This window comes from Paenibacillus sp. AK121 (genome assembly GCF_019042715.1).
In the GTDB taxonomy this organism is placed as follows: domain Bacteria; phylum Bacillota; class Bacilli; order Paenibacillales; family Paenibacillaceae; genus Paenibacillus; species Paenibacillus polymyxa_C.
In genome coordinates this window covers 443,107-466,784 of sequence record NZ_JAHPJM010000003.1, presented here as the reverse complement: position 1 = coordinate 466,784, position 23,678 = coordinate 443,107, and the positions used below count along the sequence as shown (strand labels likewise).

At 44.4% G+C, this 23,678-nt stretch carries 20 protein-coding genes, 1 pseudogene and 1 other annotated feature; of the genes and pseudogenes, 15 read left to right on the top strand and 6 right to left on the bottom strand.

Features of this window, described 5'->3' with window-relative positions; translation table 11 throughout:
- Nucleotides 1-21: 21 nt before the first annotated feature.
- Nucleotides 22-558 carry a type 1 glutamine amidotransferase domain-containing protein gene (locus KSP24_RS08500; RefSeq protein WP_013371884.1) on the bottom strand — a complete coding sequence of 179 codons (537 nt, stop codon included), beginning with the start codon at nucleotides 556-558 and terminating at the stop codon, nucleotides 22-24.
- Nucleotides 559-895: 337 nt separating this feature from the next.
- Here KSP24_RS08500 and KSP24_RS08495 point away from each other — a divergent pair, with 337 nt between their 5' ends.
- From KSP24_RS08495 to KSP24_RS08480, 4 genes are all read left to right on the top strand, one after another.
- Nucleotides 896-1,342: a hypothetical protein gene (locus tag KSP24_RS08495; RefSeq protein ID WP_013371883.1), complete on the top strand. Its 447-nt coding sequence runs from the start codon at nucleotides 896-898 to the stop codon at nucleotides 1,340-1,342.
- 101 nt (nucleotides 1,343-1,443) lie between these two features.
- Nucleotides 1,444-1,785 (top strand): bacillithiol system redox-active protein YtxJ, encoded by a 342-nt coding sequence (gene ytxJ, locus KSP24_RS08490; RefSeq protein ID WP_014600036.1) that lies wholly within the window; start codon nucleotides 1,444-1,446, stop codon nucleotides 1,783-1,785.
- A gap of 107 nt (nucleotides 1,786-1,892) precedes the next feature.
- Nucleotides 1,893-2,900, top strand: a complete 1,008-nt coding sequence (gene ccpA / locus KSP24_RS08485; protein ID WP_013371881.1) for a catabolite control protein A — start codon at nucleotides 1,893-1,895, stop codon at nucleotides 2,898-2,900.
- A 113-nt stretch (nucleotides 2,901-3,013) separates the two neighbouring features.
- Nucleotides 3,014-3,712, top strand: a complete 699-nt coding sequence (locus KSP24_RS08480) for a 5'-methylthioadenosine/adenosylhomocysteine nucleosidase (protein ID WP_013371880.1) — start codon at nucleotides 3,014-3,016, stop codon at nucleotides 3,710-3,712.
- A gap of 12 nt (nucleotides 3,713-3,724) precedes the next feature.
- Here the strand turns inward: KSP24_RS08480 and KSP24_RS08475 are convergent, their stop codons facing one another.
- On the bottom strand, nucleotides 3,725-4,357 hold the full coding sequence (locus tag KSP24_RS08475) for a GNAT family N-acetyltransferase (protein ID WP_064962872.1): 633 nt from the start codon (nucleotides 4,355-4,357) through the stop codon (nucleotides 3,725-3,727).
- 246 nt (nucleotides 4,358-4,603) lie between these two features.
- Between KSP24_RS08475 and acsA the strand changes: the two genes are divergently transcribed.
- Nucleotides 4,604-6,319: an acetate--CoA ligase gene (gene acsA / locus KSP24_RS08470; RefSeq protein WP_216974897.1), complete on the top strand. Its 1,716-nt coding sequence runs from the start codon at nucleotides 4,604-4,606 to the stop codon at nucleotides 6,317-6,319.
- A gap of 123 nt (nucleotides 6,320-6,442) precedes the next feature.
- Here acsA and KSP24_RS08465 read toward each other — a convergent pair.
- A pseudogene (locus KSP24_RS08465) lies at nucleotides 6,443-9,466 on the bottom strand (transglycosylase domain-containing protein).
- A 135-nt stretch (nucleotides 9,467-9,601) separates the two neighbouring features.
- Nucleotides 9,602-9,868, top strand: a binding site (T-box leader).
- Nucleotides 9,869-9,933: 65 nt separating this feature from the next.
- Between KSP24_RS08465 and tyrS the strand changes: the two are divergent.
- Both tyrS and KSP24_RS08455 read left to right on the top strand, forming a co-directional pair.
- Nucleotides 9,934-11,187, top strand: a complete 1,254-nt coding sequence (tyrS, locus tag KSP24_RS08460) for a tyrosine--tRNA ligase (protein WP_013371875.1) — start codon at nucleotides 9,934-9,936, stop codon at nucleotides 11,185-11,187.
- Between the two features lie 196 nt (nucleotides 11,188-11,383).
- On the top strand, nucleotides 11,384-12,250 hold the full coding sequence (locus KSP24_RS08455) for an AraC family transcriptional regulator (protein ID WP_025675462.1): 867 nt from the start codon (nucleotides 11,384-11,386) through the stop codon (nucleotides 12,248-12,250).
- Between the two features lie 76 nt (nucleotides 12,251-12,326).
- Here KSP24_RS08455 and rpsD read toward each other — a convergent pair whose 3' ends face one another.
- Nucleotides 12,327-12,926, bottom strand: coding sequence for a 30S ribosomal protein S4 (gene rpsD, locus KSP24_RS08450; RefSeq protein ID WP_013371873.1), 600 nt, complete (start codon nucleotides 12,924-12,926; stop codon nucleotides 12,327-12,329).
- 435 nt (nucleotides 12,927-13,361) lie between these two features.
- Between rpsD and KSP24_RS08445 the strand changes: the two genes are divergently transcribed.
- From KSP24_RS08445 to KSP24_RS08425, 5 genes are all read left to right on the top strand, one after another.
- Nucleotides 13,362-15,347, top strand: coding sequence for a sensor domain-containing diguanylate cyclase (locus KSP24_RS08445; protein ID WP_216974896.1), 1,986 nt, complete (start codon nucleotides 13,362-13,364; stop codon nucleotides 15,345-15,347).
- 169 nt (nucleotides 15,348-15,516) lie between these two features.
- Complete coding sequence (locus KSP24_RS08440) at nucleotides 15,517-16,338, top strand: hypothetical protein (RefSeq protein ID WP_216974924.1); 822 nt, start codon at nucleotides 15,517-15,519, stop codon at nucleotides 16,336-16,338.
- Between the two features lie 76 nt (nucleotides 16,339-16,414).
- Entirely contained in the window at nucleotides 16,415-17,530 is a 1,116-nt protein-coding gene (locus KSP24_RS08435; protein WP_013371870.1) for an aminopeptidase, read from the top strand.
- Between the two features lie 91 nt (nucleotides 17,531-17,621).
- The gene (locus tag KSP24_RS08430; protein WP_013371869.1) at nucleotides 17,622-17,864 is read left to right on the top strand and encodes an HPr family phosphocarrier protein; all 243 of its coding nucleotides are present in this window, start codon (nucleotides 17,622-17,624) and stop codon (nucleotides 17,862-17,864) included.
- A 140-nt stretch (nucleotides 17,865-18,004) separates the two neighbouring features.
- On the top strand, nucleotides 18,005-18,295 hold the full coding sequence (locus KSP24_RS08425) for an Fpa/YlaN family protein (protein ID WP_007431028.1): 291 nt from the start codon (nucleotides 18,005-18,007) through the stop codon (nucleotides 18,293-18,295).
- A 229-nt stretch (nucleotides 18,296-18,524) separates the two neighbouring features.
- On the opposite strand, the gene cax is transcribed toward KSP24_RS08425, so the two are convergent.
- A complete protein-coding gene (gene cax / locus KSP24_RS08420) occupies nucleotides 18,525-19,595 on the bottom strand; it encodes a calcium/proton exchanger (protein WP_013371868.1) in 1,071 nt (356 codons plus the stop codon).
- 191 nt (nucleotides 19,596-19,786) lie between these two features.
- Between cax and KSP24_RS08415 the strand changes: the two genes are divergently transcribed.
- Nucleotides 19,787-20,152: an Asp23/Gls24 family envelope stress response protein gene (locus tag KSP24_RS08415; RefSeq protein ID WP_013310912.1), complete on the top strand. Its 366-nt coding sequence runs from the start codon at nucleotides 19,787-19,789 to the stop codon at nucleotides 20,150-20,152.
- A 227-nt stretch (nucleotides 20,153-20,379) separates the two neighbouring features.
- On the opposite strand, the gene ftsW is transcribed toward KSP24_RS08415, so the two are convergent.
- On the bottom strand, nucleotides 20,380-21,642 hold the full coding sequence (gene ftsW / locus KSP24_RS08410) for a putative lipid II flippase FtsW (RefSeq protein WP_013371867.1): 1,263 nt from the start codon (nucleotides 21,640-21,642) through the stop codon (nucleotides 20,380-20,382).
- 248 nt (nucleotides 21,643-21,890) lie between these two features.
- Here ftsW and KSP24_RS08405 point away from each other — a divergent pair, with 248 nt between their 5' ends.
- Nucleotides 21,891-23,096: a M20 family metallopeptidase gene (locus KSP24_RS08405; protein ID WP_040103402.1), complete on the top strand. Its 1,206-nt coding sequence runs from the start codon at nucleotides 21,891-21,893 to the stop codon at nucleotides 23,094-23,096.
- An 84-nt stretch (nucleotides 23,097-23,180) separates the two neighbouring features.
- Nucleotides 23,181-23,609: a CBS domain-containing protein gene (locus KSP24_RS08400; RefSeq protein WP_013371865.1), complete on the top strand. Its 429-nt coding sequence runs from the start codon at nucleotides 23,181-23,183 to the stop codon at nucleotides 23,607-23,609.
- Nucleotides 23,610-23,678 lie beyond the last annotated feature (69 nt).

The following is a 23,678-nucleotide window of genomic DNA, read 5'->3' as shown; positions in this document are numbered from 1 at the left end:
TGAATGTGCGGACTACATATCTTATTTCCGAGCGCTATTAGCTAATACATCGCAGAACGCTTTTCCGTAAGGTGGAAGATCGGGCGGTCGACGAGCGGATACAATGTGTCCGTCTGTCACAACAGCTTCATCCTTCCAGATTGCTCCTGCATTTTCCATATCATCACGGATACCTGGCGTGGAGGTGACTGTAACACCATCCAATATTTTAGCAGAAATCAGTACCCAGCCTGCATGACAGATTTGTCCGATGGGTTTATGTGCGGCATGAAACTCCTGTACAAGTTGAATAACCTTGGGGTAGCGGCGCAGTTTATCGGGCGCCCAACCACCAGGGACAAGAATACCGTCATAATCGCTACTATTGAGTTCTTCAAAGGCATATTCTGCTTCAGCAGGTACGCCGTATTTTCCAATATATTTTTTCCCCTTTTCAGCACCGGCTAAATGTACCTCTGCGCCTTCTTCACGAACACGATACACCGGGTACCATAATTCCAGATCCTCGAATTCCTCATCTACGAGGGCAATGACCTTTTTTCCGGTAAGTCTTGACATCTAACCATCCTTTCATGGGTCACATATGACACCTTTGTTTTGTAATCTGTACTTTTACATCTTAAGAAAAAGTAAGCCCGAAGTCCATTCCTTCGCAGATTCTCAGGTTAGGAGTCGCTCTTTTACAACAATCGCCGTCATTTTTTGACCCTCTAATGCCTTGGTAATTTGTTCATTGCTGCAATCTGTGGAAGGATTTGAGACCCCAAAGTCGAAATAAAAAAAGGTATGATAGATTTTATAGAGTTAACAAATATTTTATAGACTAGTAGATAGATATATCTGGATGCTGAAGAGATCCTTATATAGTTTGATCCTATGTAATGAGGTGGTAATAGTGCAAAAGCAATGCCAATGCGGTGAACCGATGGGACTGGAATTGCGAAAGGTAATATATGCGAGTAAGGTTGAAATTTTGCATGTTCCTGTATTTTCATGCCCGTCATGCTTTTCCAGTGAGGTTCTGCAACATGTGACGAAGGACATTAAGGAACTTCTACAAAGTCTAGGGAGCAAACCTGCGCCCCGGCGAATATCTTTTGCTCGCAACAATGAACTGGCAGAAATTATTCGCAAGCTTGTACTGGAGGAAGCGGACAATCCCAATGTTGATTGGCAATCTGCTTTGGAGGAGCGAATGGAGCTTCGAATTAATCTCTTGCTGGATCTTTATCGCTATGCGAGAAGCCTAGGAGATGAAGACTGGATGAATGATGTAGAGAAAAGATTGGTTCAATTATCCGGTTTTACCAGTAAATCGGTGTTCACGAATACGAAAAACTAAAAAATATGAAAATTTTCATGGTCACCATTGGATTTTACATGTTCTTTTTGTTACGATGAGAATAGGCCATACGACAAGACACAGAAAGGAATGTATATCCAATGGCGACGATGACGAAAATGACTACTATTCAACAATTAAATACGGCTCTGGAAGCGTCATCAGACAAACCGTTACTCCTCTTTAAGCACAGCACACGTTGTCCGATAAGTGCAGGCGCATACCAGGAAGTGGAGTCTTATTTGGAAGGTGCTCCCGACGAAAATATTGAATACGGTATCATTTATGTAGTAGAAGATCGGCCGGTGTCCAATGCGGCTTCGGACAAGCTTCAGGTGAAACATGAATCGCCGCAAGCCATTTTAGTCAAGGACGGGGAGGCTGTCTGGCATACATCCCATTCGAATATTACAGCCCGTGCGCTCCACGATCATCTCACATAGATAGAATGAGTGCTGTCGTTGCATAAAGTAGTATTTTGTCGTATCATGGTTCTAATTAGTTGATCTAGGATTCGGTTGAAAATTTATTGGCAATGGAGAGAAGGAATGTGACGGTAACGATCTATGATGTAGCTCGCGAAGCTGGGGTCTCAATGGCGACAGTGTCCCGCGTAGTTAACAATAATCCTAATGTAAAACCTCAAACTCGCAAGAAGGTGTACGAAGCGATTGAACAATTGGGATATCGCCCAAATGCGGTAGCTAGAGGTCTGGCTAGCAAGAAGACAACGACTGTTGGCGTTGTTATTCCGGATATATCGAACTCAATTTTTGCAGAAATTGCGCGCGGTATTGAGGATATTGCAAATATGTATCACTATAACATCATTTTATGTAATGCCGACAAACGGAAAGAAAAAGAGATCCGTGTTATCAATACGTTACTTGAAAAGCAAGTCGACGGGCTTCTGTTCATGGGCGGCACAGTAACGGACGAGCATATTCAAGCGTTCCACACAGCTGCTGTCCCTATTGTTCTATGTGCAACGAGTGATGAAAAAGGTAGCTATCCTTCGGTCGATATTGACCATGAAGCCGCTGCTTTCGATGCGGTTAACACATTGATCCGCCATGGACACCGTCAAATCGCAATGATCAGTGGTACGCTTCAAGACCCTGCAAATGGTTATGCACGTTTCCAAGGTTACAAGAGAGCATTGGAAACAGCCGGAATTGATTATCAGGAAGATCTCGTGCGAATCGGGAATTACCGCTATGAATCCGGTGTTGAAGCCATGAAATACTTCCTCGGTCTGAAGAAGAAACCAAGTGCTATTTTTGCCGCTACAGATGAAATGGCAATTGGTGCGATTCATAGCATTCAGGATGAGGGATTGAAAGTACCTGATGATTTTTCGGTCATCAGTGTTGACAATATTCGCATGGCCTCCATGGTTCGTCCTCAGCTGACAACCGTCGCACAACCGATGTACGATTTGGGTGCGGTGGCAATGCGTTTGCTAACCAAGCTGATGAAGAAGGAAAACGTGGAGAACTCTCGCGTTATTTTGCCGCACGAAACTATTTTACGGTTATCAGTTAATTATTTAGACTAGCGGCAGTGCTGAATAGGATATACCTTCGATGAAAGCTCCTTTGACGGAGCTTTTTTCGTAGATACATATTCTCTTGTGAAATCATCATCAAACTAAGAAACGAGGGATGCGTAATGAGCCGACTTTATGGATTAATGGGTGCTATGGATGAAGAAATTGAATTGCTGCTCTCGGCGATGACGGAAGCAAGTAAGACGACCAAGGCGGGAATCACATACACTACAGGAATGATTCACGGGCAAAGGGTGGTTGTCTGCAAGTCCGGTGTGGGCAAAGTCAATGCTGCGGTAACAACACAAATCCTGATTGATCATTTTGGCGTAGAACAAATTATATTCACGGGAGTGGCAGGGGCGGTACACCCGGATTTAAACATTGGGGATATTGTCATTTCATCAACATGTATGCAACATGACATGGATGTAACGCCTTTGGGTTATGCCAGAGGGGTCATTCCTTATCAGGACACCTCAGAGTTCGCGGCCGATCCCGAACTTGTCCGTCTGGCTGAACAAGCCTGCAAATCGTTTGGAGATCGATATATTGTCGGAAAAGTACTTTCCGGCGATCAATTTGTCGCAAGCCGTGAGATAGTAACAGCATTGCATCAAGAAATGGACGGTGCTTGTACCGAGATGGAAGGCGCCGCAGTGGCTCAGACAGCTCATATGAATGCTGTGCCTTATGTTGTCCTACGATCTATGTCAGATAAGGCTGATGGATCGGCTCACGTGAATTATGCTGAGTTTACAGTGGAAGCTTCACATCGTTCACACCGTATTGTGGAGTTCATGCTCAAGCATTTGGATTAAGGGTGTAATTTTTTAATACATGAATCTTCGGACAAACCGGATGCGGTCAAACTGTTCTCGTGATTCGAGGGGCACATCATCTCCCATTCGTACCATCAGACAGTTCGCAGGATGTGAGCATATTTCAGGATCATCCGTGGCGTACCATACCATATTTACGGTTTTCATCAGGCGTTCCATCATGCGGCGGTATTCCCATACAGAAAGACCGCTGCCTTTTAAATCCCAGTGCCAGTAATATTCGGTTGTAAAAATAATATAGGATTCGAGCTGTCCGTCTTCAAAGGCAATCCGAATCATTCGGCTACCTAGGCCCAGTCCGCGATAGTCATCGGCTACCTCGACAGCTCCGAGTTCCAGTAAATCCTTCATGCCAGCTTCCGACCAGCGTTCCATCTCATCAGGATAGTGAAAAGTAACGTATCCCAGAAGGGTTTCTCCGTCATGGGCAATGATAATTCTGCCTTCTGGCAGTTCTGAAATTTCCACCAGCGCCTCGAATTGCTCCTTTGGTTTACGAAAGGCGTCCAATTGCGTATGCATTTGAAATGAACGCAATCGATCAGCGGATACCGGTCCTTCTACATGGATGGTTTGTCCGTTGTGATCCAGCGTGTCCAAGTGGTACAATTTTAAATGCTGCATGGGTGCGACCTCCTTGTTTGCCATCAGTAGCTCTTCATATCCCCTACTTATAACAAAAAAACAAATAAATGAAAAGGATGGTCGTCACATCCTTACCTATGATATACTGATTTAGACACGAATTGTTCACAATTAAGTGCTTTAAATCAAACCACAAATCAAAAGAAATCATTTGCACCATTAATTTTGTAAGCGCTATTTTGTTCTGTGTAATTCTCATTATTCTATTGTGAGGAGGCTGAACGCATGAAGATTGAAGAACTCCAGGCTGTAGTTCCCACATCCAACATGGGCTCTTATGAACAAGCTTACAACAACTTTCAGTGGGAAGATGTAGAACGTCATTTTACGTGGTATGAAACAGGCAGAGTGAATATGGCACATGAAGCGATTGATCGACATGTAGAGGAAGGACGGGGGGAGAAAGCAGCACTTTTGTATTGTGATGCAAACCGTCATGAAACCTACACTTTTTCTCAGCTTCGTGCCAGCTCGAACAGGTTCGGAAATGTGCTGCGCAAATACGGTATTGGTAAAGGGGAACGGGTGTTTATATTCATGCCGCGTTCACCTGAACTGGTCATTAGTATGCTTGGGGTTTTAAAGGTAGGCGCTGTTGTCGGTCCACTGTTTGAGGCGTTTATGGAAACGGCGGTTAAAGATCGCTTGGAGGATAGCGGGGCGGTGGCATTAGTAACCACACCTGCGCTTCTTTCACGGGTAAAACGTGAGGAGCTTCCTGAGTTGCGTCATATTTTTGTGGTCGGTGATATGGACGAACGGGAGCAGGGAATTATTGATTTCGAAACGGAAATGCTCACATCCTCAGAAGAGCTTGAGCCTGAATGGCTGAGTCGTGAAGATGGATTAATTATTCACTATACATCAGGCTCAACGGGCAAGCCCAAAGGCGTGTATCATGTACAAAATGCAATGATTCAGCATTACTATACGGGTAAAATGGTGCTGGATCTGCGGGAAGATGATGTATATTGGTGTACTGCGGATCCTGGCTGGGTTACGGGAACGTCATATGGCATTTTTGCTCCTTGGCTAAATGGAGCAACAAATGTCATCCGTGGAGGCCGTTTCAGCCCAGAGGACTGGTACCGTACGATTGAACGTCACGAAGTGACGATTTGGTATAGTGCTCCTACGGCGTTTCGGATGTTGATGAGCGCAGGGGAGCAGGTAGTTTCCAACTATGATCTCAGCAGCTTGCGGCATGTATTATCCGTTGGGGAGCCACTGAATCCCGAGGTAGTGAGATGGGGCTGGCAAGTATACACACAGCGTATTCATGATACTTGGTGGATGACGGAAACAGGAGGCCAGTTGATCTGTAATTACCCAGAGCTGCCGATTAAACCAGGTTCGATGGGAAAGCCACTTCCAGGTATTCAAGCTGCTATTTTGGACGACAGAGGCCAGGTGTTGCCTCCTAATAGGATGGGACATTTGGCGATTCGTACACCATGGCCATCCATGATGAACCGTATATGGAACAACCCAAATAAGTTTCAGGAATATTTCCGCTTTCCCGGTTGGTATGTATCCGGTGATTCAGCTTACATGGATGAGGACGGATACTTCTGGTTTCAGGGAAGAATTGATGATGTTATCAACTCCTCCGGAGAGCGCATCGGTCCTTTTGAGGTTGAGAGCAAGCTTCTGGAGCATCCTGCTGTAGCGGAAGCTGGAGTCATTGGGAAACCAGATACTGTTCGAGGAGAGATCATTAAAGCATTTGTCGCCCTGCGTGATGGCTATACCGCGTCGGAAGCGTTACAACAGGACATTTACCGCTTCGTCAAGGAAGGGCTGTCTGCTCATGCTGCTCCGCGTGAAATTGAATTTAAGGAAAAGTTACCCAAAACCCGTTCCGGCAAAATTATGAGACGTGTGCTGAAAGCCTGGGAGCTTAACCTTCCTACAGGTGACCTGTCTACCATTGAGGATTGAATTGATGCATGTTTGCACTAAAAAGGGAGTCTCCATAGCCATTATAGCTATGAAGACTCCCTTTTTTATTAGGATGAACTCATTCATCTCACCCAAAATATTGCTTCTTGTTTTTGTCTTGAACTATGGACGAACGGCTCCAGAAGGAGCCGATTCCCCCATGGTATTCATGGAAGTAACACGGAACCAGCCTTTGGGCTTGCGGCCTGGTTTATACTCAAAGTTGGTGTTTGCGGTAGAGCCTATGTTTTTAAAAGGCTCCGCACCGCTTTCACTGTAATATACGTTATAGCCTGTTATAGCGTCCGCAGGCTTTCCTGCACTCCATTGGAGCACTACGGACGTGCCTGCCGCTTTAGCTTGGGGCTGTTCAGGAGCAGTAGGAACTTCTGTAGGCTGCGCACCTGTTTCATCTCCCTCGCCCGGAGCTTCTGGTGACTCAGAATCCGCAGGTGGTACTACAGGTGCTGTGTCTGCTTTGCTGCTTGGTCCAGACTCATGTCCTCCCACATCAACGGCGGTCACATAGTAACTTGCGCTGCTTCCACCAGGGCTGTCGGAGAATACCTTGGAGCCATCAGCCATGACAACCTTGCCAAGCCGCTCGAAGCTGCCTCCATCTGTAGAACGATATAGACGGTAACCTACAACATCACTGTTTCCGCTTGGGCTAAAGCTAATTATGGCCTTGCCGTCGCTATAGCTTACGCTGACGCTAGATGGAGCGTTAGGAGCTGCCCCATCGTCCCTGCGTGGATCAATCTGAGTAGGAGCTTCTTTATCTGCATCTTGAGGCAGATAGTAGGACAACGAATTATGCCGTCTCATCACTGTAAAGGCTTGCTGAAGCTCTTTAATCAATTCTGAGATTGGCTTTTCCCGTTTTCTAACGGTCCGTTCATACAACATATCATCTGGCGTACCATCACGTGGAATGTAATTTACACCCTGATAGGTAATATATTTCGCACGGGTAACGCCATTTTCACTGTTTTTGGGTAAATATTTACTGTTATAAATGTCTGAACCATAAGCGGATGCTGTCCGGCTTACAATACCGTCAGGTCTCTTGAAACTATCCGTTTGGAATAACTGAGAATCTTTAGCCGTTACTTCATTCATGATTAGAGCCCATAGACGACGAGCCCGCTCTTTTTGTGCTTTCGTTTCAAGCTTATTGACAGGTTGCTTGTATCCAACCCACACTCCCAGCGTGACGTCAGGTGTAAAGCCCTCGAACCACACATCGGTGTAGGATTGCGTAGTGCCTGTCTTACCGGCAATCGGAATCTTGCCGGATTGATTAAAGTTACGTCTCACCAGTTTGCCTGTGCCTTCCGATACGGCTGTACGTAACATATCCGTCATCAGGTAGGCAGTTTGTGGTGTGAAGGCTTGCACGGGATTAGGCTGATGCTTGTATACAATATTGCCTTGCGAATCCACGATCTTTTCGATCATGTAGGCATCATTAAACACACCGCCATTTGGGATAGCTCCATATGCATTGGTTAGTTCCTCAACGGTTACCCCGTGGGCCAAGCCGCCGAGTACACCAGTTTGGGCGTTGTTATCGCTTGGTTCCAAGGTGGTGATACCCAGTTTTTTAGCAAAAGCCCAAGCTTTATTGATCCCTACCTTTTCGTTAAACAGCTTGAGTGCTATCGTATTTAGCGATTGATTCAGTGCATAACGCGCTGTGACCAATCCTTAGTAGCGGTTGTTGGAATTTTTCGGGATGTGATATCCATTACTGCCATCCTTCAAAATAATAGGGGCATCATCCACAATCGTGCCAGGCTGTACGAGACCGCTGTCCAAAGCAGGCAGATAAGCAGCAATCGGTTTCATGGCTGAACCCGGCTGGCGTACCATCTGGGTAGCATAGTTCATTTGCTCCTTTTGGAAGTCTCGACCTTCCATCATGCCGAGAATGGCGCCGGTTTTATGCTGAATCAGAATGGCTGCCGCTTGCTCGTCACCTTTGGTTTTGCTAGTAGCAGAAAAGTTGTCCTTATTTTCTGCAATTTGACGCATGGATTTGTACACGCTCTTATCAATGGTGGTATATACCATGTAACCGCCTGTGCGAAGCTGCTGTTCGGCTTCTTTGAGCAAGTCGTTATCATCCTTGGTTTTGGTATCTGCACTGGCATTAGCTGCTTGACTCGGATTGGTGACAGACATGAGTGCCTGTGCAGCTTGCCGCTCTGTTTCCATCATAAGATATGGATAGGTGTTATAAGCCTTAACAGTACGTGGTGCGAGTGATTTTTTGATATCAAAAGCCATCGCTTCATCATATTGTGCTTTATCGATTTTGCTCTCCTCCAGCATTCGGCTGAGCACCAGGTGCTGGCGGTTAATCGCTCTTTTAAAGCCAGCTTCATTAAACTCGCCTTTACCGTTGTAAGCAGAATAAGAAGAAGGGAGTTGTGGCAGACCTGCCAGATAGGCAGCTTGGGCTACATTAAGCTTGCTCAAATCATTCTCATTAAAAATACCTTTGGCCGCTGCTTTAATACCAAAGACGTTGTAACCGCTTGATCCGTTACCAAAGGGTACCTTATTGAGATAGGCTGTAATTATTTGCTGCTTGCTCAGGAAGCGCTCCAGGCGCAGAGATAACAAAATTTCTTTGACCTTGCGGTCATCCGTACGATCAAGATTTAAAAAGACACGACGTGCAAGCTGCTGGGTAAGAGTACTCCCCCCAGTTTGTACGGATTCATGTAGTGCCTTTTGCTTCACAGCACGCAGCGTTCCCGACAAATCGACACCTTTATGCTCGTAAAAATGGTTATCTTCAATAGCAATGACTGCGTCAATGACGAGCTGAGGAATCTCCTTAAATGTAACAGGTCTTCGATCTTCCTCGGTCCGAAGCTGCCCGATGGGAGAGCCATCATTGAAATAAGCGAAGCCTGTAATTGCATTTTTATCTACTTCCTGTAGAATCGTAGATCTGGAACGCACGGGCTCGTTTTTTACAATAGAAGCAATATAGCCGGCGGCGGTTCCTCCTGCGAATAGTGCTCCCATAAAACCGATGATGACGACCCACTTTATGACACGGCCGAGCCTTCGCATGGTTCTCCGTAAGCGGGAAGGCTTTGGCTCTGATACATTGTTTTTTTCTTCAACCATTAAGTCTTCCTCCTTTATAACAGCCATTATTATAGCATAAAATTACAAAATGAACCCATATGCTAAAAAGCCTGTCTTTTGGTGTCGTTGACTACATAAAAACAGTGTGTTATAAATAGGTCAAAGTAAATATCGTGAAAAGCAGAGAAAGACTTCAGTAGAAGGCGGAATCACGTTGTGCAGAGAGCCGATGGGTGGTGTGAATCGGTAGCGTCCCTCCTTTGAATTACCGTCTGGAGCTGTCTGGATGAATGGAAGGCTTTTGCAGGTTTGCGAAGCTCATCATAGTAATCCGGTACCGGGTGTAGACCCGTTATAGGAATGAAGTGAAAGAAACGTTTGCTTTTGCATACGTTTCTTTAATTAGGGTGGTAACGCGAGCAGCTCCTTCTCGTCCCTTGGGATGAAAGGGGCTTTTTGGTTTGTTGAAATAGTAATTTTTGGATGAAAAATAGGAGGGATTCAGGATGAAGTGGGAAGAATTGAAGCCTGAGCAACAGGCAGAGGTAGAACGACAACTAGAAGTGATACGTCGTGGAGTAGCGGAAATTGTACCTGAGGATGAGCTGAAGCGTAAGGTTGTTAAATCGGTTGTTAGCGGCGAGCCACTCAAAATTAAGCTGGGTCTGGATCCGTCTGCGCCCGACATTCACATCGGACATACGGTTGTTATGCACAAACTGCGTCAGTTCCAGGAATTAGGTCATCAAGTGCAACTGATTATCGGAGATTTTACAGGCAGAATTGGTGATCCGACAGGTAAATCGGAGACCCGCAAGCAACTGACTGAGGAAGATGTACAGCGCAATGCACAAACATACAAGGAACAAATTTTTAAGATTCTCGATCCTGAAAAGACAAAGGTATACTACAATTCTGAATGGTTAGGCCCGATGTCTTTTGCGGATGTGGTAACCCTGTCTGCTAAAGTAACGGTTGCCCGTATGTTGGAGCGGGATGATTTTACAAAAAGATACCAAAACGGCTTGCCGATCAGCATCCATGAGTTCTTTTACCCGCTGATGCAGGGCATGGATTCTGTGGCTCTCCAAAGTGATATAGAATTGGGTGGTACAGATCAGAAGTTTAATCTGCTGATGGGTAGAACGCTGCAAAAAGAATACGGAGTGGAGCCGCAGGCAACTATTACATTACCACTGCTTGAGGGTCTTGATGGCGTTCAGAAGATGAGCAAAAGTTTGGGGAACTACATTGGTGTGGATGAGGAGCCAAACGAAATTTACGGTAAATCAATGTCCGTTCCTGACGAGCTGATGCTGAAATATTTTGAGCTTGCAACGGATATTACCAATGAGGAGCTGGCAGAGCTGGCGAAAGGTGTTAAGGAGGGTTCTGTGCATCCACGTGATGCCAAAATGAAACTGGCCGGAACATTAGTCCGCATGTACCACGGTGAAGAAGCGGCGGAAGCGGCCAAGCAGCATTTTGTGACCGTATTCCAACAACGTGCGCTTCCTGACGATATTGAAGAATTCACTTTGACAGCTGATCAGTTAGAAGAAGGCGGCATTCGTGTGATCCAGTTGCTGACTCATCTAGGCTTTGCAGCATCTAACGGTGAGGCCAAGCGTAGTATTCAGCAGGGGTCAGTTAAAATTAATGAAGAGAAGTGGACTGATGTGAACGAAGCATACAAGCCGCAAGAAGGCGACATTGTACAGGTGGGTAAACGGAAATTTGCTAAAATCAAGCTTGGATAATTAAAATACATTCACTAGCAGCGTTGAGATTAATTTTACATCTCAGTGCTGCTTTTTTTATTTCTGCCAAGTGAAAAGCCGTGGTAAACTTAGCACAAATAATCAAACAAGTAGGTAAAGAGTTATACATAATGAATACGTGGGTTACCCAATGTGGATGTAGGCTAGATAAATTACAAGTGCGGGGAAGGATTATATGGACTACTTTAAACGAATTCAGTGTGCGATTGAGTTTATTGAATTGAATCTCCGGGAGGATTTAAAAATTGCCGAGGTTGCTTCACAGGCATACTTTTCAGCTTTTCATTTCCAGCGGGTTTTTCAGGCCATTTCGGGTTTTACAGTGCAACAATATATAAGAAGGAGAAGATTGTCCGAGGCGGCTAAACGGCTAAAGCAATCCAATCAAAAGGTATTGGACATTGCTATTGAGTATCAGTATAACTCGCAAGAAGCTTTTACTCGCGCTTTTGAAAAAAGTTTTGGGATCACCCCTGGGAAATATCGTAACTGTGACATTGAGCTTTCTGGTCAAAGCAAAATCAATTTTTTGGATTACCAAAAAAACGCAACGGAGGAATTAGAGGTGAACAAGCCTGTAATATTGCAACTCGAAACGACCAAAATTGTAGGATATGAATATAAAACAAATCTGAATAATGAGCAGCACTATAAAGAAATCCCAGGATTTTATGAACACTTTGGCGCACATGAATATTTTATGTGTATTCCGAATAAAATCGCTCCGGGAATGTCATATGGGATTGCCTGTCGATTTGAAGATAACGGTGCATTTTCATTTGTGGTGGGTGAGGAAGTTGAAAAAGAGTCAAAAGAACTGGCAGAGGGTTTCATATATATGGAGATTCCAGCAGGCAAGTATGCTGAGTTTGACGCTTCAGGTTCAAAAGGACGAGTTCAGAATATACGAGACTTTATCTATGGCACATGGCTTCCTAATTCTAATTTTGAACGGAGGGAGGGGCCTGATTTTGAAATTACGGACGTGATGAATTCCTATCCTGATCATTTGAATATGAAAGTGTACATCCCCATTGAATAAAAATCTCAGGCTTAAATGTGGGGAATATAAAAAGCACCCGAATGAATTCGGGTGCTTTTTGGTGCTAATGCAAGGATTAGCGGTTGTAGAACTCGACGATTTGTTTTTCATCGATATCTTGGGACAATTCAGCACGCTCAGGCAAACGAATGTATTTACCTTCCAGAGCTGCGTCATTGTACTCCAGGTAAGCTACCAAGTGGTTACGGTTTTCCAAAGCTTCTTTGATGGAAGACAGGGAACGACTTCTTTCACGAAGACCGATCACGTCGCCAGGGCTTACTTGGTAAGAAGCGATGTCAACTTTTTTGCCGTTCACAGTAACGTGACCATGAGCTACCAATTGACGTGCGCCTGCACGGGAATTAGCAAAGCCAAGACGGAATACAAGGTTGTCCAGGCGGCTTTCCAGCAAGAACATAAAGTTTTCACCAGCGATACCGTGCATGTGTTGAGCTTTGTTGAACAGGGTACGGAATTGTTTTTCACCCAAACCGTACATGTGGCGCAGCTTTTGTTTTTCTTGAAGCTGCATACCGTAGTTACTGATTTTTCTCCGTTGGTTTGCACCATGTTGTCCCGGAGGGAAAGGGCGTTTCAATTCTTTACCTGTGCCGCTCAGGGAAATACCGAGACGACGGCTCAATTTAAATTTAGGACCAGTGTAACGTGCCATTATAGAGTTAACTCCTTCATAATTAAAATTTGAGTTGGGGCTCTCTTTGCGCTCCAATTTGTTCGGCGCTACCTAGAAGGTGAGACGCACTACTGACAGAAAAGTTCAGCCGCTGTCCTGTCAGCAACAAATAAGATGAGGGTGACACAAACTGTTACGCCCAAAATTTAAGATCCGCACAGTAGATAGTTCTGCCGTACAGTCTTTTTCAATAATATATATTATATGTTATAGTGGGTCAATGTCAAGTAGAGAAAAAGAATGAAAACGTCAAAATTTGTCGATAGGGCTTAAGAACTAAAAAGGTGGGACGAATTTCTGAAAAATGGATGCAAATTTCTAAAGTTGAGAGTAAAATAGATCATATTATGAGCTATAGTGGTGTATAGCCGCTGTCTTGGTACAGCTAATTTTGCTGTGAAGGAGCGCCTTAATATGTCGGAATTTTCAACAACGGATCAGCAAACGCTTGACAGTAAAACAGTGCAGGCTAGCGGTGCTCCGCTGTTTGATGATAAAGGATATACGTCTTTTGCCTGGCTCCAGAACATGGATATGACACCCTATGATTACCCCTATATTAATCAGCTTCTCGTCCAAGGATATCGGAATTGGTTACAGCAGAGCAATGGTATATCCTGGATCAGTGAAGAGTATACTGCTGTCTTTAATTTTACAGGTGTTCGGGTTGCTGGTAGGGAAGAGGATGATGACGAGGATTTAGAGTTGGTCGAGCGTTGTTGCATATCTAGAGAGAAGGAAGTGAGCCAGCGTAAACTTCGGGATGGGAGTCTTGCATTTGTATACATGGTTCCCATACTATGCCGCAATTACAAGAGAGAGCCTTTCGCCGCTCTTCGTTTTACACGGCCTGTTCAACATTTTGTCTCGAATCAGGATGCATTGTTAGTGGCTTCTTTGCATTTTAGATCCTGCTTTTACTCGAAGTTTGAGTATATATTTATGGAAGATATCCTAGGAATGCAGAATCGGAGCGAACGTGAAGGCAGACGCCGCTCTATTTTATTTCAGATTGTAAAACGGATGCATGACAAGATTGATGTGGAAGGTGTGCTGGATGAAGTATTTGGAAGTATCGCCTATTTGTTTCCCCATGTGGATATCACGTTGTATATGAGTCAGGATCGGCACAGTCGAAATCCTCAGGTCAAGCCTTTGTTGCTACATGAACGGGACGAGGATGTATGTGTCCGTGCATTTATGAAAGGGCAAATGGCTGTGAATGAGCCTGCCGGTCCACAAGATGAAATAACTGAAATCGGTATCCCGTTACGTGGCAAGCAGGGCGTATATGGTGTTTTCCATATGATTCTTCCGGCAGGTGCGGATAGTATGGAAAAAGTGGACGTAGAGCTGATTGCGATGATGGCAGATACAGCTGGCACCGCATTTGAAAATGCGAAGCTGCTGGAGCAATCGAATGTACTTATCCATGAATTACGGCTCATCAATGAGTTGGTTCAGCGTTTGAATCAGAGCCTGAAATTAAATGAAATATTTGAGTTTGCCGTGCAGGAATTATTAAAAATGTTCATGGCCGACTTTTGTTGTATTGTGCAGCTGGATCAGGATGGAAGTTGCTTTAGGGTGATGTCAAGCAATGTGGAAAGTTTAAAGCTGGAGAGTTACCCTCGTGAAGGTGGATTTGCTGGACTGATATGCAAAACGGGAGAACCCGTGATTGTGTCTGACTATAGAAAGGATGGGAAGATATCCTCTCGGTTTATGGATACGACGGACTCTCAGTCTTTGATGGCTGTGCCTATGAAGAACAGGGGGACTCCTAGAGGGGTTATATTATTGTCGAGCAAGCTTCCACATTTTTTTTCTTACGATAATTACAAGATGCTGCAAATGCTAGCTCCTCATATCGGACTGGCCGTAACCAATGCTATGCTTCATGCCGAGGTGCGGCGTCTGGCTAATATGGACATGTTAACAGGTTTGTATGTACGTCATTATGTAGACCGAATTATTCAGGAACATCAGGAAAAGGACTTCTGTGGCTCTCTTATTTTGGTTGATATTGATCAATTCAAGCAGGTGAATGATACGTATGGGCACCAGACGGGTGACGAAATTCTGAAAAGCGTTAGCAATATTGTTCGCTCGGCGACTCGTGATGAGGATGTATGTGCCAGATGGGGCGGAGAGGAGCTTGCCATTTATTTGCCGCAGTTGGGGGTTCAACAGGCACTGGGATATGCAGAAAAAATACGTAGCTGTGTACAGCATGAAACTAATCCTCAGGTGACTGTTTCTTGCGGGATTGCCGAATGGAACTGGCTGGACGAGCAAATCAGCATCGAATCTTTATTTTATAGGGCTGATATGGCCTTGTATGAAGCGAAAAATGAAGGACGTAATCGTATAGTTATTGATCATGTAGGCGATATGTAGAGAATATTCCTTAGGGAATGTTCTCTTTTTGTTTTGCATAACCGATTGTAGACAGGTAATCCTAAGCATAGCTATAACCTGGATGTTCTGAAACAGAATTTTTATCATGATTTATAGTCATGTTTAGGATAGGACGGATGATGGTATGCATTGGAGAAAGCAATGGGTAATGCGGGGCTGTATGTTTCTGATTATATGTGTGTTAAGCGGTTGTGCACTGGATCGGCAATATACTCCTGAGCAGATTTTTAGAAGAGCTGTTGCAGGAATGGCTGGCAGAGAGAGGATAACGTTTATCGGACAGACTGGAATCAGAACTGACGGCCTGCCTACGACTAAACAGTTTGAATATCGCGGGAAGCTAAAAAATCACGATGAACTAATCATGCACTGGGGATCTGCAGAGGCTTTGCGTAAGCAAGGCGACTATGTAGCACTGAAAGAAGATAAGTTTGAGCCTGGTGTTACACATGAACGGTTTCTTCGTCAAAATGGAAAATGGATTGCGCTGACATCTGGGGATACTTCTATGGTTCAAAATGGCATGTTAAATCGCTTCAATCCGATACAGGAGCTTGAGGAATTAAACACACTGAATAAGAGCATTCGTATGGAAAAGGGAGCTGCCCGGGGAACTTGGATGGTGAGGATTGAACCAGAACCTGCCTCAGCAAAGCGTTGGTTGAAAGAACGTTTAATGGAAGAAATGAATACGTTAAATCCTCAAATCAGGATATTAAAAACGCAGCATACAAAAACGAACCAAGAGCTGCAACAAAAGCTGAGTCAAGTATGGAAGCAGAGTTGTGAGGATATGAACAATCAGCTGGAGCATTCCAATGTGCGGACTGTGTACCATTTAACTATAGACCGCCAGACGGGTTTGCCTTTAAAGCTGTCGTCAGAATGCCGAATTTCCCGACAAGTTGCGAATGAAAAGCTGCACCAAGAGGCTCTGATAACCAGAGTTGCTTTTGAGGACTACAAGTAACGGAGCGGGCATGATACAATGGGATTTGAATTAACCGTTGTTCAAAAAGAGCGAAATAAAGAAGGAGAGACACTACATGAAAGATCCTAGAATACTTAAGCTGGCGGAAAATCTGGTAGGTTACTCTGTTGAAGTGCAGCCTGGAGAAAATGTATTGATCGAAATGATTGGTACAGAGCGTGACTTGCTTAACGCCATCATTCATGAAGTTGGTAAAAAAGGCGGAAATGTTTTTGTTCAGCTTACAGATCGTAAGGTGCAGAGCGCTATGCTTCGCAATGCAACAAAGGAAATGCTGGAAACTTGGGCTGAAATTGACCTCAACCGGATGAAACAAATGCACTGTTACATCGGAATTCGTGCAGGCGAAAATGTAAATGATCTGTCAGATGTACCGGAAGATAAAATGAAAATGTATAATTCCATTTATCAGCATGCGGTACATAGCGAACAACGAGTGAAACACACCAAATGGGTAGTGCTGCGTTATCCGAATGACAGCATGGCTCAATTGGCCAATATTAGCACTGAAGCATTCGAAGATTTTTATTTCGATGTATGTAACCTGGATTACGCGAAAATGGACAAGGCTCAAGATGCATTGGCAGACCTGATGAACCGGACAGACAAAGTACGAATCAGCGGTCCAGGTACTGACCTAAGCTTCTCTATCAAGCAAATCGGAGCCATTAAGTGTTCGGGTCAATGCAATATTCCGGATGGCGAAGTATATAGCGCGCCTGTACGTGATTCAGTTAACGGAACCATTAGCTATAATGCACAAACCCTATATAATGGAATTACCTTTGAGAATGTTAAATTCCGTTTTGAAAATGGTAAAATCGTGGAAGCGACAAGCAACGATACCAAGCGGTTAAATGATATTCTCGATTCCGATGAGGGAGCACGCTATATTGGCGAGTTTGCCATCGGGTTTAACCCACACATTTTACACCCAATGAAGGATATTCTGTTTGACGAGAAGATTGCTGGTAGCTTGCATTTTACACCAGGTCAAGCTTATGAAACGGCGGATAACGGTAACCGTTCTTCGATTCATTGGGATTTGGTATTGATCCAGCGTCCGGAATATGGTGGCGGTGAAATTTATTTTGATGATGTTTTAATCCGTAAGGACGGTATTTTTGTGCTGCCTGAGCTGGAGCCGTTAAATCCTGAAAACTTGAAATAACGATATCTGTTCTTGCTGAGAAAGCGATTTCAATGTATCATAATGAATGAGCATTGATATATGAAAATCCAGTAAAGCGAGGGATCTCACTATGTCCAACAATAATGCGGCGGTTGTTGAAATTGCACAGACGGCAAGCAAATTCACTTCTTCCATCGTCCTTCATTCCGAAAATAAGTATATTGATGTGAAAAGTATACTGGGCTTGTTTACGACCTTGGTCAGCAGTCACAGTTATGAGCTGCATGTTCACGGGCCTGACGCCGAGGAAGCCAAAAAAGCGATTATTGAGGTGTTCCAGAAGCACGGGCTGCACATTTCAGTAGCCACCTAACTTATTGAGGAAGCAAAAGCATCCCTACCTGTAACTGTAGGGATGCTTTTTTTGTCAGGTTCTTGTATTAGCCTGCAATTTGGTCTAATATTAAGGTTAGGACGTCTTGTACGACATTGAGACATAGGGGGGAAGAATCCATGACTTCATCTGATTTGCAGGAACAATTGAATATCAAGGCCATTAATCTGCTTCAGGAAGATGCAGATAAAATAAAGAAGCTTATTGAAGTACAGATGGAGAATCTGGCAACCCGTTATTGCCCTCTCTATGAGGAAGTGCTGGATACTCAGATGTACGGATTTTCCAAGGAAGTGGATTTTGCGGTTCGCGCCGGACTTCTTCCGGAAATGGTAGGTAAACAGCTGGTCAGTGAGCTGGAACGCAATCTGGCTATTCTATATGAGGCCATGAATAATAAGGCTAATTAGGAAGACGGTTGAATTGATGAGAGCATGCGAAATTTGAGAGCATGCTTTTTTTGATGCCATTTTTTAAAAAGAGGATGAGAGGTCGCTTTTTAGCGTTCACCTTTGCCCTTGAATTTTAACAGCTTACAGGATTATATTGTCTTAAAAATTCAAGGGCAATAGTGATCAGATGTTTAAATGAACGCGAAGCAGTCACTACAATTTAATCTACATTTTAAAACTTTGGAAGCTACACAAGGAAGAAGGATACACCTAACAATACATACACTACCAGCAGCATAAGTCCCTCATACCAGTTGGTTGAGCCGTCCTGGGTGATGGATTTGGCGATAAATACAGCGACGGCAATGGCTACCAATTCAATGGTTGTGAAAACAATATTCATCGTGTTTCCCATAAAGTAACTGACAAAAATCAGCACAGGGGCAACGAATAGGGCAATTTGCAAACTGCTGCCGACAGCAATTTCAACAGATGCACCGATTTTGTTCTTCATAGCCAGTAAAATGGCAGCGCTATGTTCGGCCGCATTACCAATAATAGCGACAAGAAATGCACCCACGAACAATTCGCTGAGTCCAAATTGAGTCGTAAATACTTCCAGTGTACCTACCAGCCATTCGCTGACAAAAGCGACCATAACGGTAGCGAGTACCAAATAGGCAATGGATTTATTTCTAGACCATACAGGGGCATGCTCATGCGGCAATTCTTCATCTTTTTGTTCGGTCACGTCAGCTAAATAGTCCTTATGCGTAATCATAGAAAAAATAAGCCAAGCAATATACGCGACAATAAGCGTGCCTGCAACGATAAGACTGAGTGTATCTGACTCGCTATCCGTGATCACATGCGTGTTCAGAAAGACAGCTGGAACGAACAAGGCAATAACAGCCACAATCATCAGGGAGCCACTTAATCCAGCCAGCGATATATTGAAATTTTGTACTTTATATTTCAAACCGCCAGCAAACAGACTCGCTCCGAGCACCAGCAGCAGATTGCCGATGATCGAACCGGTAAGACTGGCCTTTACCATATCGTAAAGACCTTCTTTGACGAGAAAAATGGCGATGATCAGTTCGGCTGCGTTACCAAAGGTGGCATTTAAGAATCCACCTAAACGTTGACCAGCATAATGAGCAACACTTTCAGTCGCCCTACCGAGAAAACCGGCTACGAATACAACAGAAATCGCACAAATGACAAATTGGGCTATGGCATTCCAATGTGTGTAATGAGCGACTGCACTAAGAGCAAATGTGGCTATAAGCAAAGCGGGAGATAACCATTTTTTCAATGAAGAGCACCTCGATATCAATAGTTGTGTACAAGTTTGGTGAATACTGTCACTTGTATGGATTTTCTAAATTAATATACCCAAAATGATATAGGTTGTAAACGAACGATGTTTTTATACGTAAGGTTTGCATTTGGAGTGGCTGAGGCTTTACAATACAAATAAAGGATGGATGAAGGGGGACATAGGTCATGGCAGAGCAAATTCAACAACTGGAAGCAGGAAACATCAAGATTTCCAACGATGTCGTAGGAAAAATTGCCGGGATGGCCGCATTAGAGACACCAGGCATTGCTGCAATGTCAGGCGGCTTATCGGAAGGCTGGGCCAAAAGGCTGAGCGGTAAAAATGTACAAAAGGGCGTATCAGTGGAGGTTGGACAACTGGAAGCTGCCATTGATCTACGTATTATCGTGCTCTACGAAACACCTATTCATGAGGTGTCCCGAATTCTTCAGCAAAATGTGCGAGAAGCCGTCGAAAGTATGACGGGATTGCGGGTCGTGGAAGTGAACGTAAAAGTGGAAGGTGTCGCCTTCAAGGACGATGCAGTGTAATAGACCCATCACATGCTAAATGGACATTTTTCACCAATGGTATAGATGCCGGGAATTCCCTGCGATAATCCGAATAAGTTACACGAAAACTGGTGGTTATAAAACGCCAGTTTTCGTTTTGTGAATCTGCTGGATAACATTTTGCATACGGACCTGTAGTTATATACATATACAAAAAAAGAACTTCCAATGCCACCGTGGTTAGTGGCCATATGGAAGTTCTTTTTTTAGCGGTAACGGTTGGTTCTACGAGTTTGAAAGCGAGTAGGGACTTCATTACGGACAGTTACCCCTGTAGTGCGTTCTTGCACTGCTTGTTTGGTGTTCTCACGAGAAATACTGAGCATGATGCCCATGGAGAACATCATAACAAGCAGGGAGGAACCACCAAAGCTAATAAACGGAAGGGTTACGCCAGTGATTGGAATCGTTTGGGTTACTCCGCCGATATTAATGAAGGCCTGAATGGCGATCAAACCCATGATGCCAGTGCCCACCAACGTTCCGAACGGATCATGGCAACGCAGAGCAATGAGCATGCCTCGCCAAATGAAATACAAATATAACATTAGGAAAATGGCTGTTCCGATAAATCCAAACTCTTCACCAATGACAGAAAAGATAAAATCATTAAATGAATTGGGCAAATAATGAAGCTTGATAATGCCTTTACCAAATCCTGATCCGTTTAAGCCGCCTTCGCCAATAGCTTGCAAAGACTGCACCAGATTGTATCCCGTTCCTTGTCTATACTTCTCAGGATCAAGAAAGGCTTGAAAGCGTCCGATTTTATAATCTTGCTTGGCAGCAGTAGCTTGTCCATTTGCGCTTTCGGAATCTCCTCCAAACAATGACCCAATACCAAATACGATGGAAGCGCCTAGCACGAGCAGGATGATTGATGCGGTAATGTGTTTGACGCTGGCTCCCCCGGCATAAATAATCAGGCCACTGGTGGCTACCAAAATAAAGCAGGAGCCTAAGTCCGGTTGAAGCATGATGAGTCCTGCGACAGAGCCTACAATGACAGTTACAGGTATGTAGCCAGTCCGCAAATCTCTAAATCGATCTCCTTTTTTCACAATCAGTGCGGATAAGTAAAGAATGATGGAGATTTTTGCAAGTTCCGTTGGCTGGAAGCCAATACTACCAAATCTGAGCCAGCTTTTTGCACCATTCAGAGAGCCTGTAAAAAGAACGATGATTAGCAGTAATATGGTTATGAAAAATAAAGGCACAAAAAGCTTTTTATATTTTTCCATCTTAATATTCATAGCTACCAACATAATGAAGAGTCCAAGTACAGCAAATGCGGACTGACGCTTCACAAAATATAAAGAGTCAAAATTGTATTCTTTATTCAGCAGAGCTACGCTGGAGCTGGAGCTAAATACCATGATTACACCGAATCCAACCAGCAACAAAGTGAGGATCAGCAATTGGAAATCCGGTGTCCCTCTTCTTCGAGTCTCCGGCTTCGTATTTCTCATATCAGCTTCCCCCGGTATTCGCCGCAAGGTACATTCCTCGCAGACGTTTATCATTTTATCGTTTATCCATTTTATCATAGTATGTTTGATAGGCTTCTGCAACCATCTGGAGCAACAGATATCACAACAATTCCATATCTGCTACAATAGGATAAAAATAAAGACTTGAGAGAAACGGCGCATACGTGGAAAAGCTGCATGATTTATCGGAAATTTGCCCGATGTTTTAAAAGGAGAGGTGGAACATAATGACACAACAGGCGATGGACCAAACCTGGTTCGATCAATTACAAGAAAACATGGTAGAGTGGCGTAGACATTTACATAAGAATCCCGAAATTTCTTTTCAGGAAAGTAAAACTGCCGCTTTTGTAGCAGATAAGCTAGAGAGCTGGGGATTAGATGTTCGTCGACAGGTAGGGGGACACGGTGTTGTAGGTACCATTCGTGGTGCCAAACCTGGACCTGTTGTTATGTTACGCGCCGATATGGACGCTCTTCCTATTCAGGATGAAAAGGAGTGTGAATATCGCTCCACCGTGGATGGGGCCATGCATGCTTGCGGACATGACGGACATACGTCCGTATTGCTTGGGACAGCTTACTATTACAGTCTGAACCGCGATGAGCTGGAAGGAGAAATCCGATTTTTGTTCCAACCTGCGGAAGAATTGTTGCCTGGAGGTGCGGTCAATGTAATCAAAGATGGTGTACTGGAAGGTGTGGAAGTTATTTATGGCATCCATTTATGGACACCATTCTCGGTCGGGACCGCTGCGAGTTGTGCAGGGCCGTTGATGGCGGCGGCCGACGATTTTTATATTGAAATTGCAGGTAAGGGTGGGCATGGTGGTATGCCCCAATCTACAAATGATAGTGTGGTGGCAGGCTCAGCTCTTGTTATGCAACTGCAGAGTATCGTAAGCCGTTCAGTCGACCCGTTAAGTCCTGCTGTGTTGACGGTGGGAACCATCGAAGGGGGCTCTGCGCAAAATATAATTGCGGAAACCTGTCGCTTGAGTGGAACCATTCGTACGTTTGATGAGCAGACCCGGACGGTCATGAAGGAGCGACTGCATGAGGTAACTGAGCTTACAGCAGCAACATATGGGACATCAGCAAAGATTCGTTACATTATGGGATACCCGCCAGTTGTTAATGATGCCCGAGAAGCAGCTCGCTTTTTTAAGGAAGCCAAGCCTGTGTTCGGCGAGGGGAATGTACAGGAAGCGCCGAAGTTGATGCCAGCAGAAGATTTTGCGTATTATTTGGAACGTGTACCAGGTTGTTTTATGTTCGTAGGGGCGGGTAATCCGGCCAAAGGAGCAATTTATCCGCACCACCATCCAAAATTTGATTTTGATGAGGATGCCATGATCAACGCAGTTCGTCTGTTTATTGCCATGTCTACCGGATATGCTGCTGAATGCAAAGAAGGGGCAATTAACGGCTAATACGAGCTAAATTGGGAACGGTCCAATCTGGAGTATGAGCTGAATGAAATGGGGTACCCTACTCTTGAAAAGGAGGGAGTACCCATGAAAAAGGTTCAGGAAGTTATGACTAAAAAATGTGTAACGGTTACCCCGCAAGACAATATTTACGAAATAGCGGTCAAAATGAAAGACAATGATACTGGCTTTATCCCAGTTGTGGAAAGCGAAGGCAGTGATAAGTTGATCGGTGTAGTAACAGACCGTGACCTTGTAATTCGCGGCTACGCAGCTAAAAATTCTGGTTCTGGTTCGGTGGATACGGTAATGACAACAGGTATTCGTACAGCCAGTGCTGACATGTCAGTGGACCAAGCAGCTGAACTGATGGCAGAGCAGCAAATCCGTCGTTTGCCCGTGACGGAAGGAGACCGTCTGATCGGGATTGTTTCGATCGGGGATTTGGCTGTTCGAAATATTTTTGCAGACAATGCTGGAGAGGCGCTTAGCCAAATTTCCGAGCAGGTTCACTAGAAGGATAATAAAGTAGGCACCAGTTTGGGACGGTTTTTATCCCGAGCTTCTGATCAGGAGTTCAACCCG